We start from the raw sequence: 13,570 nt of genomic DNA, 5'->3' as shown, positions 1-13,570 counted from the left end.
AACTCCAATATTATTCATTCAAATACACAGTCACGGCTTCCAATGCTTCGATTGCATTGTCCGCGAGGGTGACCAGTTCGTGCGTGATCTCATCAATTGAGGAGGAAACGGCTAGAGCACCAAATATCGCATACTGCTCATCAATTTTAGCAAACGCACTCAGCGGGATCGGCACATTCAGTTTTAATAGTGCTTCATTTAACTCGTTTAGCAACTCAGGCTTTACCTCATTCTCTTTAAATAGGTAACTAATGCATACAAGTTGTTCTTCAGTCTGAGTCACAAAAATTGGTAATTCGTCATTTCCGTCAACAATCACTTGCAATACATCTTGCTCGCCTTCATTGGCGATTAAGAAAGATTCGAAGTTAGCACCTTCTGTTTCAAATGATGCTAATTTGATTGATAGTTCATTTAATTCCATCTTCATTTACCTTTTTTGTTTTGACATATTATGTCTGAGTTAAGAGTTGCACGTAAGACATAATATGTCAATGGCCGTGCGCTAATTTTTATACAACTCATCTTCCGTTTGCCATGCTTGACGATAATAATCGTATAGTCTGCCCGTTCCTAACTGGTTGACTTCAATATCTTTTGCTCCGTCAAAAAAGCGATTTGGGAAAGCGAAAGTAGCAAGTAAATACTCTTTGTTTATCCAGTTACTTGGAACAGGCAAAGACTCGACCGACCGGATCCTAGCACTTGCTGGTTGTCCTGTTCTCGTTGCGATTGTCCATCCCCATTGACCAAATGAGGGAATATTCTGCTGATATTGCTCAACATGCGTAAACCCGGCATGTTTTACTGTTTTAGCTATGCTAATAAACGCTTTTTTGGCGTGATAGGGAGACGTTGATTGAATAGCGAGTGCGCCATCGGGTGCCAGTAATTGACGCACATGATTATAAAAGTAGTCGCTATATAGCTTATTCAAATCAGGGTGATTTGGGTCGGGTAAATCAATAATGATGGTGTCAAATTGTCTACCTTGGTCGAGCATTTTCTCTACTTCTAAAAATGCATCTGCAACGATAACTGTTGCTCTTGGGTCATTTAACGCATCGTCATTTAATTGAGTTAATTGACTGGTGATGTTCGGTCTAGCGGGGTATGGCTGCCCTTGTAGTCCAAATAATGAAAGTAGTTGTCCATCCAAATCGATTAAGGTTGCATTTTCAACAGGCCATTCCAGTACATCTCGAAGTGCCAGACCATCTCCGCCGCCAATGATTAATACCTTTTTGCGCCGGTTAGAAGCCAGCATTGCAGGATAAACGAGCATAGTGTGATAGATCTGTTCATCTACAGATGAAAACTGTAATCGACCATTTAAGAATAAATCGTTAATTGGCATCGGTTGTGCGCGGCTCAATCGCTCAGTGATGACAACATGTTGATACTTCGTTGACTCTGAATAGATCACCTTGTCTTTGTATAGCACATTGCTGAGGTCTTTCATCCAAAGAGAGCCATGGCTCAAGATGACAAAAAAGATACCAAGTAGAACAAAGTGGCAAGCAAACAGCAGCTTAGCGAAGCGGACATGAGCATGGTAACGCCATAGGAAGATAAGTCCTGCAATGATATTAAATAGCGCAGTCCACGCTGCTGCTTGCATTATTGGCAGCGCAAGCATAATCGTGACCCAAATGGCAGCACCAACACCTGCACCGATATAATCTGCACCGTAAATGGTACCTGCGTTATTTTCAAGGAAGCGGCCATACACTTGTTGACGGATCCTAGCAATCAGCGGAATTTCCATGCCAATTAAAATGCCTAGGATGAGGCCGAAAACATAAGGTAAAAATCGGGCAAATGCTTGTAATTGCGCAAATGGCATGCCATCTAAGACACTATCGGGAGGCAGGCTATAAAGGCTAGAAAGCGTATGGGGCAGGGTATAGGTAAGTGCAATAACACTGGCGATCACCAAAATACTGCTCATGCCGAGTAGTGCGATTAGGCTTTCAAGCCATGCAAAAGCGGTAAAGGGATCTTTAAACCAGCGCGCTAAAAATGCGCCAATGCCCATGGCCACGATCATAGTGCCTATCATGGCATAAATCGCGCTTTCTACAGAGCCTAAAACGCGGCCAGCATAATGGGAGAGCAAATATTCGTAGATTAGGCCGCAACCGGCCAAAATGGCCATGACGCCAATAAGTAGGGTGTCGTGACCAAACAACGACCAGTTGCCGGTCACTCTTGCTGAAGTTTGTGGTGCAGATGCGCTCAAGGGTTATGCACCTAACAAACTTGCCATAGTCGTACCAATCGCAAAAGAAAGCGCGGCTGAGATGGCAGCAACACCAATATTCTTTTGTCTGTTCACTTCATCGGAAATATCTTTACCTGCCAGAATAATTTTTATCATGACGAGGTGTAAGACGATGAAAAGCACAATGCTACCCAGTGCTGCAATACTCCAGTAAAGTAGGCTTGAGTTAATATTGTCCGCTACATACGGCGCTAAACCGGACGCTGCAGTCAGTGCCAGTGCTGAGCCGATTAAAAAGCCCGCGTAGCGGATCCCAACCGCGATATTGTTGTCTTTAATTGCCTGCTGTAAACAGTCGCCACTTTTGTTGGTGCGCTTGAATAGTTGTACTCGGTATTGGCTCACAAGCAGCATACAAATATTACCAATAATGAAGGCTGCAACCACAATAGGTAAGCCATACCAGCCTTCTGTGAGTACCCAAAGTAGAGCTGAGCGGATCACAATGGCAACGCTCACCACATGGCCAAAGTCAATCAGTGCTGAGGTGACATTACCTTTAACGATTTCGTCATGGAGGTTTACCTTGCGTAGCGCGACTTTGTCTTGGAAAAAGTGACCGAGCTTGATAAGGATGATACCAACGATACCATAGCCCGCCATTTGTAGCGCTTCTTGAGCTAAAGAACTGGCAAAAGCACCACTTGAAATACCTGAAATTACAATGGCCAGACCTGCTAAACCACCAGCAAAACTGAGGCCAAATGCAAAGTTGTCTTTTTCTGTGATTTCATCGTTTGCATGAAGGTTAGATACCCAACCTTTGATGTATTTTAAGCTAACAAATAACGCGACGATCACCGCCATATCTATTAGCAATGCTTGAAAAGTCCAAGCTGTTAATCCGTTAAATTGGTACATGTGTTAACTCCGCTATATATGCGCTATTTGCCCCGGCTTACGCCACGGGAGGTTCTACTTGAGCTATTGCGAACAGAGCCGTAGCTTGATGTTCGAGAATAGCTGCTTCGAGTTACTGCTGATGGGGTGTTACTACTTCGACTTAACCCTGAAGCGCCAGACTTTTTCTTGGCATAGGGACTGGTAAACTGTTTGCCTTGGCGTTGATACGATTGTTGAGTACGTTTGGCGAGCTCAGTTTGGCGTTTGTAGCCTTTATAACTGGTGTATCTGTGGCGGCCATAGTCGCTGTAGTAACTGTATCTGCGATGTTTACTCCAGCGGCCATATTCCACATCACCGACAATATCTCCAAGCATGCGATACATGCCATACCACATCCAAAAGCTAGTGCCGTTAGAGTTAGTCTGCCATTCGCCATAGTTGGCATTGCCAACAAGCTGATTGCCGACACTGGTCTGACCGTTTGCCGCTTGTTCCGCCTGCTGACTAATAGCGCCAACTCGCGCTAGCTTGCCATCTGACATATCAGCTAAAACATTGATTGGATCTGTCAGCGCATCATTGAACAAACTGATGGAAGCGGCTTCTTTTAACAACACTGCTTGGTTGATAATGTCGTCGCTGTTCATACTTGGAGCGGGGGACTTGAGGGACTGATAACGAGTCAATAAACTCTGATATAAGGTTCCACTGCTTGTTGCGTCTTGAGCAATAATTTGCGCAATTTCACTGAGCTGAGGTTTTTGCTGACTAAGTACTTTGCCATACTCAGTCAAAAGGTTGGCATTTCTCACCTGCTTTTTATCAAGGGCGGTTCCCAGCGTATTTATCGCTGTTGAAGCTTCTTGAAGTGTATGTGTAATGGTTTGCTGGATACGTTCTTCTTTCGATTCGCAGCCCAGCATTAGGCTCAAAACACACAGTAGGCTAACCAGTTTCCAAATTCTAAAGTTGGACATTCATTGTCACCTAATCTACCTTGACCGTTCATTTAAATGTGCTGTTTTATTGAGCTTAAGTCAACTCAAACGTGCCGTGATTGGCATGTTAAATGGGCTTAAATTGTAACAATAAATCAGTCTAGAGAGTTATTATCTATACACCTTAACATTTGTATTAATATAAACCATAGCGTTAGGTGAACTGGGATAATAATAGAGTTTGTTCATATAGAAGTTGCATTCGTATGAATGCAACGATCACCAAAGCATCAATATAAATCTATCGATACTACAAGGTTAATATACCTTAGCAATTTGCCTCTAGAATGTCATAAATGGCATCTTCTAGGTCTTCTAAATCAGTTTCATCTATCAGCAATCTGGCTTTTGATTCATCAAGGTCTAGCGCCTCCGCAAAGAAGCCTTTAAAGCCTCGCGCTTTGCGGTCAATCTCAAAGATAATTTCTAGTTGCTCACCGCGATTAAAGAAAACCACTTCCACTTCATCAAAGCGACCATGGAAGTAACCTGTGATCGTTTTAAACTCTAGCTCTTGTACGAATGGGAGGCGTGAGAAAGATACTTCATCAATACCTTCACAGTCTGATTCATAGAGTTTAAAGCCAAGCGCTTCCATCGCATCGATAGCCGCTTGTTGTAGCTCGGTAGGTACTATGTGTAAATAGTCCCTATCTGACTTGTCGAGCGCCATATCAATATCAAGGTTGGTAGCAATCCAAGTTTTGGATTGTCCAACGGTAAGCGGGGTTTCTTCAGCGAGGTCAAGCGCAAATGGAATGTGCTTTTCATCACCGGGTTCGATAGTAAATCGTTCGTTGATTTGAAATTTAGCAAGGGTGTGGTTTTTAGTGATGGTCGTTGTTTCACCTTCACTGTCTTCTCTTTCAACCGTGTAGTTACACATTACGTTAAGATCTATTTTGTTGATCTCTTGAGCAACTTTGCCACCGATGATTTTAACCGTTCCAGAAATTTCTTCGCCAGGAGAGGCGTGATGGGTCTCTAAAATGGTATCTACTTTTGCTGCACCGATACCGACTGCGCCAAGGGCTTTTTTGAAAAAAGACATAGTCATCCTTATATATCTTGTGACCTTCCATCATGGAAAGCGCTGCTGTGTCGATTATAGGAATTATTATCTATTCGTCAATTGCTTTTCTCTTTCGAAGCCAATGACTTGAAAATATTTTCTTTGATGCAGTCGGTAATTAGTCATTATTCGTAAAATTGGTATATTATTTTATAACGATAGCCGTAGATGAGCTGTGTTCATTGGCATGTTTCAAATTGCAAAGTTCAAGTTTATAGAATTATGGAACAGGATGTTGCAACGCCTCATGGTCAAGGATCGTCGTATGGCCCGCACTCAAGCTTTGGCGCAACCGAGCTATGAGGAATTGGCGTCGACATTAAGTGCGATGCCGGACTTGATGTTTGAACTAGACGAAGAGGGGCGACACTGGGACGCCAGAATACTCCGCCCTGAGTTGTTAGTCGCGCCTGCAGAACAATTGATTGGCCATACGGTGACTGAAGTGATGCCAGAGCAAGCCGCTAAAATAGTGATGCGGGCATTACAGGAAGCAAAAGTTAACGGCTATTCACACGGCAGCCATATTCACTTGTCTACGCCTGTTGGCGAGCGTTGGTTTGAAGTCTCTATCGCCCGTAAGGTTGTCACTGCAAGCGATAATCATGCTGAAACACGTTTTATCGTGTTATCTCGGGATATCAATGATCGTAAGTTGGAGTATCTTGAAGCCGAGAAGCTGGCGTATCATGATCAATTAACCGAATTACCGAATCGCCATGTTCTCCAACATGGGTTGATGGAGCAACTCCATGCCGGGCAGCTGTTTGGTAGTTACAGCGCAATCTTGTTTTTGGACCTTGACGATTTTAAAAAAGTAAATGACTTGCATGGTCACCATGTGGGGGATCAGTTACTCAAGGCGGTTGCTCAGCGTTTGAGTGCTAGCGTACGTGAGGATGATGTGGTGATCCGTTGGGGAGGTGATGAGTTTGTGATTTTAATTACTCATTTATCTCCACAACAGCCTCAAGCCGAATCTCATGTGGTTGGGATCTGCCAGCAAATAATCAACAAGGTAGATAAACCATATCTCTTTGAAGGCAATAAACTAAGTTGTCGGATTAGTATCGGTGTCAGTCTGTTTAATAACCTCGACATCGAGACTGGGATCCAACAGGCAGATTCCGCTATGTATCAAGCCAAGCAATCTGACAGTGTGCGCTATGCTTTCCACAACAAACCGATTAAGGATGTTGGAACCTAGATAAATTCATCTGACAATAACGACAACCATAATACACTTCGTGACTTTTCAGCAGTTTGAGGTAGAGAATGAAAGTCGGGTTTGATTAACTAAGCTCTCATTGTGCTATGCCTAGTGTGTTATGCACAATGGTATCATTCCACGATAAGCCTATTAAAGATGTGAGAACCTAGATAAATTCATCTGACAATAACGACAACCATGATACACTTCGCGACTTTTCAGCAGTTTGAGGTAGAGAATGAAAGTCGGGTTTGATTACGGAAGTTCTAATTGTGCGATGGGTGTCATGCAAAATGGTGAAGTGGACTTACTGCATCTCGAGCAAGATAAATATTACCTGCCTTCAACTATGTATGCGATGCACAATGCGTTAATTCCTGCATTTGTTAATCGTCATCTCAATGAGCCAGATCCAGTCTACACGCAGTCTCGCCAAGGGCTGCTAACGGTAGCACAGCAAGCTAAGCGCGATCTTGATTTAGAAGCACATGAAGCGGGCGTCTTTTTTGGTCAAGCGGCAATTTCTGAGTATATCGAATTTCCCGAAGAAGGTTTTTTTGTAAAATCACCCAAGTCCTTCTTTGGGGCGGTTGGGCTTAAACCTCAACAAATCGCCTTCTTTGAAGATATTGCTGCGGCGATGATGGTGGAGATTAAGCGTCGTGCCGAGTCGCAGCTGCAACAGTCCATTACCGACACTGTGATTGGTCGACCTGTTAATTTTCAGTCCGTCGGTGGAGAGGAAAGCAATCAACAAGCGGTTAATATTCTTACCACCGCTGCAAAAAGAGCTGGGTTTAAGGAAGTGGATTTTCTCTTCGAACCGCTCGCAGCGGGAATTGAGTACGAAAGCCGTCTTCAGCAAGATAAACTTGTGCTGGTGGTTGATATCGGCGGTGGTACTAGCGATTGTTCGTTTGTCCGAATGGGGCCAAGCTATCGCAATAACACACAACGCCAGCAAGACTTTTTAGCGCATACAGGCAAACGTATCGGCGGTAACGACTTAGATATTGCGCTAGCTTATCACCAATTAATGCCGTTGTGTGGTCTCGGATCTAACATGAGCTCAGGTTTGCCGATGCCTAGTCAACTCTATTGGCAGGCATGTAAAATCAATGATATTCAGTCTCAACTAGACTTCTACAGCGATAAATTAGCGCGAGAATTGCAAAGCATGTTGCGAGATGTCGCTGAGCCGCAAAAGCTGGCGCGTTTACTTCATATTCAACAGAACAAACTTACCCATCAGGTGGTTCGTGAAGGTGAACTCGGCAAGATTGCACTCTCTGAGCAAGCAAAGTTTAATGCCGATCTTGGTTTTATTGAACCACAGCTAGCCTCTGAATTTACGCAGCAAGATTTTGCCGAGTCGGTCATGTCGAACTTAGAACAGATGGGGGGGCTTGCGAAAGAAGCCATTCATCAAGCGGGATCAAAACCCGATGTAATTTATCTGACTGGCGGTAGCGCGCAATCACCGTTACTCAAGGCAACGCTTGCACAGCAAATTGGTGATATTGAAATGGTGAACGGGGATAACTTTGGGAGTGTTACTGCAGGCTTGACTAAGTGGGCGGATAAAATATTTAAATAATCGAAGTCAAAATCAAAGAAGCGGTCACAAACCGCTTCCATACTCATCTATTTTATCAATCTAAGCGACTAGCAAGGTACTGCCCATAATCAGGTAAATGCCTTGCGATTGGCTGGTTCATTTTATCGCACGCCATCAGTAAATCTGCCGTCGCTTCATTACAGGCAACGGGAATATTCCAAACAGCAGCCAGTCTCAACAGTGCTTTTACATCCGGATCGTGAGGCTGTGACGCGAGCGGATCCCAAAAGAAAATCAAGACATGAACATCTTGCTCCGCGATTTTGGCACCAATTTGCTGGTCGCCACCCATTGGCCCACTAAATAGTTTGGTGACTTCTAAACCAGTATGCTTTTCTATCAGATTACCCGTTGTGCCCGTGGCGTAAAGCTTGTGCTGCTTAAGGCTATCTAAGTGAGTCTGACACCACTCAAGTAGGGCTGGTTTCATGCCATCGTGTGCAACTAAAGCAATATGCTTTTTTGCTGGTAGTGGCTGTGAACGTTTTTGCATGTGTGCTGCTCCCTGTTTAGAGTAATAAATTGACTGCCAATGCGATAAAAATTAAGCCTGAAATTCGATCAATCCACACTGGCGCTGTGGGATGCCGCCTAAAATAGCCTGCGATTTTATCACCACCATAGATATACATGCAGTCGATGGGAAAAGCTAAAATAGGATACAGTAAACCAAACATGGCCAGTTGCATTGTTGTCGAGGTCGCCAAGCTACTATCGACAAACTGAGGAATAAATGCAATAAAAAACAGGGCGACTTTGGGGTTTAAGACTTCTGTCATCATTGCTTGGAACATCACGTTTTTAGGCTTTTTGGTGCTCACGTGCGGTTTTTCCTCGCAAGCTATCTGCGCCTTTCCAAGCGTTTCTTTGATAGTCATTATACCTAGATAAGCTAAGTAAGCTGCGCCGAGATATTGCACTGTGGTATAGGCGGTCTCTGAGGCTTTTAGGAGTGCGGATAAGCCAACAACGGCAAAGAGTGTGTGGATCACCCCTCCGAGCGCAAAGCCTAATGCGCTTTGCATGCCAGCTACGCGGCCATTAGTAAAGGTCTGCGCCATTAAAAATGCATTAGATGGACCTGGAGCTACGGCAATCACCGTGCTAGCAATTAAAAATGAGAATAAGTATTCAAGGTTTAACATTTTTCTTTTCGTTATTGGTTTTTATATCGTTTTTGTGAATAGCCAATATGCATGAAATTGGTATTATTGTGGTTATTTTATACTTTGAAATTCTAACATTATTATGCAGAGCAACAATATTAGTGGTCTTTTCACCGTGATTAAATCATCTTTTTTGTATTGTGGCTGTTTCCTCTGAGTTGAGCAATTTTTAAAGTTGCTATTGTGTATGGTAGTTAGCCCTGATTTTTACTATAAAAAAGCCAGCTTACGCTGGCTTTGTTCGATAAAACCGCTATGTCTAGCATAGCGATTTATATTCTCTTACTCTTCGTCTTCAACAAGCGTCATCAGTGAAGTGTTACCACCAGAAGCTGTGGTATCGATACTGATGGTTTTCTCAGTCACTAGACGATTGATAAGCGTATCGTAGTACTCTGCACTGATCACCGGCAGGATAGCACCTTTACGCTCTGCAAGTTGCTGTGAGAAGTAACCAAGGCGTGAAGAGCGCGCAGCCACAACAGCACCTGCAAGGTGAGGGTGTGCCAAAATCGCTTGTAGCTGGTTTTGCTTCGCTACTTGGAATACGCCTTCGGCAACGCCAGTTGAGATGAACTTATCTCTAAATGCCAATGCTTCTTCGTAGAATAAGTCAGAGGCTACTGTGATCACTGTGTTACCGGCAGCAAGTGCTGTGATAATTGAAATCGCCCAGAAGTTGAACGACGTACTCTTATCGGCATATACCACTACACAACCACGCGCTTCTAAGTGCAGCGTGTTCGATTCACCAGTTGGTCCTGGTAGCGTTGTGTAAGTACGCATACGCTTTTCTAAGCGGTTTAGCTGAGCACGCGCATCAGAAAGCGTTAATGACAAATCATCCGCCAGCTCATCAATGATGTCTACTGTTGCCACTTTAGCAAGTAGCTGACGCACTGCCGAAACACGGTCATTAAGCGCAGTACGACGCCAGATCTTCTCATCACGCTTAGAGTTTTGCATCAGTTTTTCAACTTGCTCAACGGCACCTGGGAAGTGGTGGATCTCTAGCTCATCAGGCGTCAGATCTGTCATTTGTACGTTGTCTGGTGACGCTTTTTCTTTCACAAGGCGAACTAAGTAGTTTGGACCACCTGCTTTTGGACCTGTACCAGATAGGCCACGACCACCAAATGGCTGTACACCAACGATCGCACCAATCATGTTACGGTTCACGTATACGTTACCCGCACGCGACATCTTAGCTAGGTATTCGCAGCGCTCTTCAATACGTGAATGAACGCCCATTGTTAGACCGTAGCCTGTACCATTGATTTGGTCGATCACATTATCAAGTTGATCTGCTTTGAAGCGTACAACGTGAACTACCGGACCGAATACTTCACGCTTAAGCACGGATAGATCAGAAATCTCATATAGACGAGGCGCGAAGAAGTAAGCGCCGTTCTCACTGTTATCAGGGATCTTAGCTTCGAATAGTAGCTTACCGTTCGACTTCATGTAATCAACGTGCTTAGTCAAAGTGGTCAGCGCTTTTTCGTCGATTACTGGGCCTACGTCTGTAGATAGTAGCGATGGGTCGCCGATATGTAGCTCTTTAAGTGCACCTTGGATCATTTCAATGATACCGTCAGCAACATCTTCCTGTAAGAACAACACACGAAGTGCTGAACAGCGTTGACCGGCACTTTGGAAACCTGATGAAATAACATCGTCAACCACTTGCTCTGGTAAAGCTGTTGAGTCAACGATCATACAGTTTTGACCACCGGTTTCTGCGATCAGAGGAACCTGAATATCGTTACGCTCAGCAAGAATTTGTGAGATAAGCGTACCTGTCTCTGTTGAACCTGTGAACATAACCGCTTGGATACGCTCGTCAGGCACGATGTGTTTACCCACTTCGCTACCACGTGCGATAACCGGTTGTACTACGTGCTCAGGTAAGCCAACGGTGTGCATTAGTTCGATACAACGCAGTGCAATCATACTGGTTTGTTCAGCTGGCTTTGCAATAACGGTATTACCCGTCACGATAGCAGCAGCTACCTGACCTAAGAAGATTGCAAGCGGGAAGTTCCACGGGCTGATACATAAAATCACGCCACGAGCTTCAAAACGCTCATCTTTAGAAAGCTCTTCTGCACGCGCTGCATAGTAGCGACAGAAGTCAACGGCTTCACGTACTTCATCGATGCTGTCTTGGGTTACTTTACCTGCTTCTTTAATACAGATAGCAACAAGTTCGTCATGGTGACGCTCAAGGATGTCAGCAGTGCGGCGTAGTAAGTTTGCACGCTCTTCAACAGAGGTTTGAGACCAACTTTCAAAAGCCGCATCAGCATTGGCAAGCACGCTTTGCATATGTGCTTCATCGTGTAAAGGCACAGATCCAATCACTTGTTTGTGATTCGCAGGGTTACGAACAGCAAGGTGACCTTCTGGTACTTGGCTTTCATCGATTAGGTGTTCGTTAAACCAGTTGTCTAGGTTTTCTTTAAACGGTGTTAAATCGTTGATGTCTGTTAGGTCTTTACCTTTTGAGTTTGGACGCTCATCGCCATAAAGCTCGATAGGTAGTTTAATCTGCGTATTGTAACGGTTACGTAGGCCTTGCAGTGTTTCTACAGGGTCAGGAAGTAGTGACTCAACAGGCTTAGTGGTATCAACAATCGCGTTTACGAATGATGAGTTTGCACCATTTTCAAGTAGACGGCGTACCAGATAAGCAAGTAGGTCTTCGTGCTGACCAACTGGCGCATACACACGACACTGAATACCCTCGTTTTCAACGATTTGGTCGTAAAGTGATTCACCCATTCCGTGTAAACGTTGGAATTCGAACCCTTTGTTGTCGCCTTTGGCAACTTCTAGGATAGTTGCTGCGGTGTAAGCATTATGCGTTGCAAACTGTGGGAAAAGTGCATCACGTGCTTCTAGTAGCTTAATAGCACACGCTTTATAAGAAACGTCAGTCGTTGCTTTACGGGTGAACACAGGGAAGTGCTCAAGACCATCTTGTTGAGTGGTTTTGATTTCTGTATCCCAGTAAGCACCTTTAACTAGACGCACCATCAGTTTACGGCCTACGCGACGAGCAAGTTCAGCCACCCATTCAACAACGAAAATGGCACGCTTTTGATATGCTTGCACTGCAAGACCAAAACCATTCCAGTCGCCAAGCGCGTCGTCTGAGAATACAGCCTCGATGACATCTAGTGAGATATCCAAACGATCCGCTTCTTCCGCATCAACCGTGAAACCGATATCGTATTCTTTCGCAGCAATTGCAAGTTCTTTTAGCTTAGGTACAAGCTCGTCCATCACGCGGTCGCGATGTGTGAATTCATAGCGTGGGTGAATAGCTGAAAGCTTTACAGATATACCAGGGCTCTTTATTGGGCCACGGCCTTTCGCTGCTTTACCAATTGCGTGAATGGCGTTCATATAGCTTTGGAAGTAGCGCTCTGCATCTTTCATCGTACGTGCGCCTTCACCTAGCATGTCGTACGAATATACATAACCTTTTTGTTCTTTATCAGCGGCACGATCGATAGCATCTTGAATGGTTTCACCCATTACAAACTGCTTACCCATGATCTTCATTGCATAGTTAACGGATTTACGGATAACTGGCTCACCAAGACGACCAATTGTGCGTTTTAGCACGCCAAATTGTTCTTCTTTATTCTTGTCTGAATAATTAACCATTTTACCAGTAACGAGTAGACCCCAGCTTGAAGCGTTAACAAATAACGAGTCGCTGCTGCCTAAGTGTGAACTCCAGTCGCCTTGTGCGAGCTTGTCACGGATTAGGCTTTCTTGCGTTGCTTTGTCTGGTACACGAAGTAAAGCTTCCGCCAAACACATCAGTACCACGCCTTCTTCGGTAGAAAGAGAGAATTCATTTAAAAGCGCGTCGACACCGTTTTGACCATCTTGATCTCTACGAATGTTCAATACCATTTGACGTGCACGTTCCCATGCTCGGCTTCGAGCTGTAACGCCTACCTCAGCTAAAGGTAAAATATGATCAATTACTGCGTTCTCATCGATGCGGTAAAAATCACGGATCTTTTGTCGGATAGGACAGTTAGTTGTCAAATCGCCGTTATAAAGCATAAGCAACCCTCAAAAATTGGAGTCAAAAATACATGTAATTCGCGCCTGCCTATGGAATCACACACCTTAATGTGTAGATTACAAAACTACATCTGAACTGATGCCAAACTATGCAACCAAAGGTTGAAAGTGTAGTTTAATTTGTATAGGAAGCCTCAATTACGACAAAATGATGCAGTCACATTGCTAACCATAACACACCCATTTGGGGGTTCAAATTTTAGCCAGAATGCATAATCTAAATGTTCGAACAAAGTTGCGTTAAAGGCTGAAACAAGCCGCTTTGTTCT

The 13,570-nt window shown here is 44.2% G+C and carries 10 protein-coding genes; 2 read left to right on the top strand and 8 right to left on the bottom strand.

Annotation, left to right across the window (positions count from 1 at the left end; all coding sequences use genetic code 11):
• Window positions 1-10: 10 nt before the first annotated feature.
• The 5 genes from QSH61_RS13935 to QSH61_RS13915 form a co-directional block, all read right to left on the bottom strand.
• Complete coding sequence (locus QSH61_RS13935; protein ID WP_010606165.1) at window positions 11-424, bottom strand: DUF2170 family protein; 414 nt, start codon at window positions 422-424, stop codon at window positions 11-13.
• An 81-nt stretch (window positions 425-505) separates the two neighbouring features.
• Entirely contained in the window at window positions 506-2,158 is a 1,653-nt protein-coding gene (locus QSH61_RS13930) for a polyamine aminopropyltransferase (RefSeq protein WP_248298706.1), read from the bottom strand.
• A gap of 87 nt (window positions 2,159-2,245) precedes the next feature.
• Window positions 2,246-3,145 (bottom strand): DUF350 domain-containing protein, encoded by a 900-nt coding sequence (locus QSH61_RS13925; RefSeq protein WP_095728282.1) that lies wholly within the window; start codon window positions 3,143-3,145, stop codon window positions 2,246-2,248.
• A 23-nt stretch (window positions 3,146-3,168) separates the two neighbouring features.
• The gene (locus tag QSH61_RS13920) at window positions 3,169-4,107 is read right to left on the bottom strand and encodes a hypothetical protein (protein WP_010606168.1); all 939 of its coding nucleotides are present in this window, start codon (window positions 4,105-4,107) and stop codon (window positions 3,169-3,171) included.
• A gap of 289 nt (window positions 4,108-4,396) precedes the next feature.
• Window positions 4,397-5,179 carry a sporulation protein gene (locus QSH61_RS13915; protein WP_174169876.1) on the bottom strand — a complete coding sequence of 261 codons (783 nt, stop codon included), beginning with the start codon at window positions 5,177-5,179 and terminating at the stop codon, window positions 4,397-4,399.
• 286 nt (window positions 5,180-5,465) lie between these two features.
• On the opposite strand from QSH61_RS13915, the gene QSH61_RS13910 reads away from it, so the two are divergent.
• Together QSH61_RS13910 and yegD are read left to right on the top strand one after the other, a co-directional pair.
• On the top strand, window positions 5,466-6,407 hold the full coding sequence (locus QSH61_RS13910) for a sensor domain-containing diguanylate cyclase (protein WP_227386927.1): 942 nt from the start codon (window positions 5,466-5,468) through the stop codon (window positions 6,405-6,407).
• Between the two features lie 241 nt (window positions 6,408-6,648).
• Window positions 6,649-8,007 (top strand): molecular chaperone, encoded by a 1,359-nt coding sequence (yegD, locus tag QSH61_RS13905; protein WP_206472278.1) that lies wholly within the window; start codon window positions 6,649-6,651, stop codon window positions 8,005-8,007.
• Between the two features lie 55 nt (window positions 8,008-8,062).
• On the opposite strand, the gene QSH61_RS13900 is transcribed toward yegD, so the two are convergent.
• The 3 genes from QSH61_RS13900 to putA all read right to left on the bottom strand — a co-directional run bounded on the left by QSH61_RS13900 (window position 8,063) and on the right by putA (window position 13,280).
• The gene (locus QSH61_RS13900) at window positions 8,063-8,521 is read right to left on the bottom strand and encodes a methylglyoxal synthase (protein WP_174169879.1); all 459 of its coding nucleotides are present in this window, start codon (window positions 8,519-8,521) and stop codon (window positions 8,063-8,065) included.
• 16 nt (window positions 8,522-8,537) lie between these two features.
• A complete protein-coding gene (locus tag QSH61_RS13895) occupies window positions 8,538-9,173 on the bottom strand; it encodes a LysE family translocator (protein WP_174169880.1) in 636 nt (211 codons plus the stop codon).
• A gap of 303 nt (window positions 9,174-9,476) precedes the next feature.
• A complete protein-coding gene (putA, locus tag QSH61_RS13890; RefSeq protein ID WP_095728277.1) occupies window positions 9,477-13,280 on the bottom strand; it encodes a bifunctional proline dehydrogenase/L-glutamate gamma-semialdehyde dehydrogenase PutA in 3,804 nt (1,267 codons plus the stop codon).
• Between the last annotated feature and the right edge of the window lie 290 nt (window positions 13,281-13,570).

Source organism: Pseudoalteromonas sp. JC3, from assembly GCF_030291895.1.
Taxonomy (GTDB): domain Bacteria; phylum Pseudomonadota; class Gammaproteobacteria; order Enterobacterales; family Alteromonadaceae; genus Pseudoalteromonas.
This window is presented reverse-complemented; position numbering and strand designations above follow the sequence as displayed.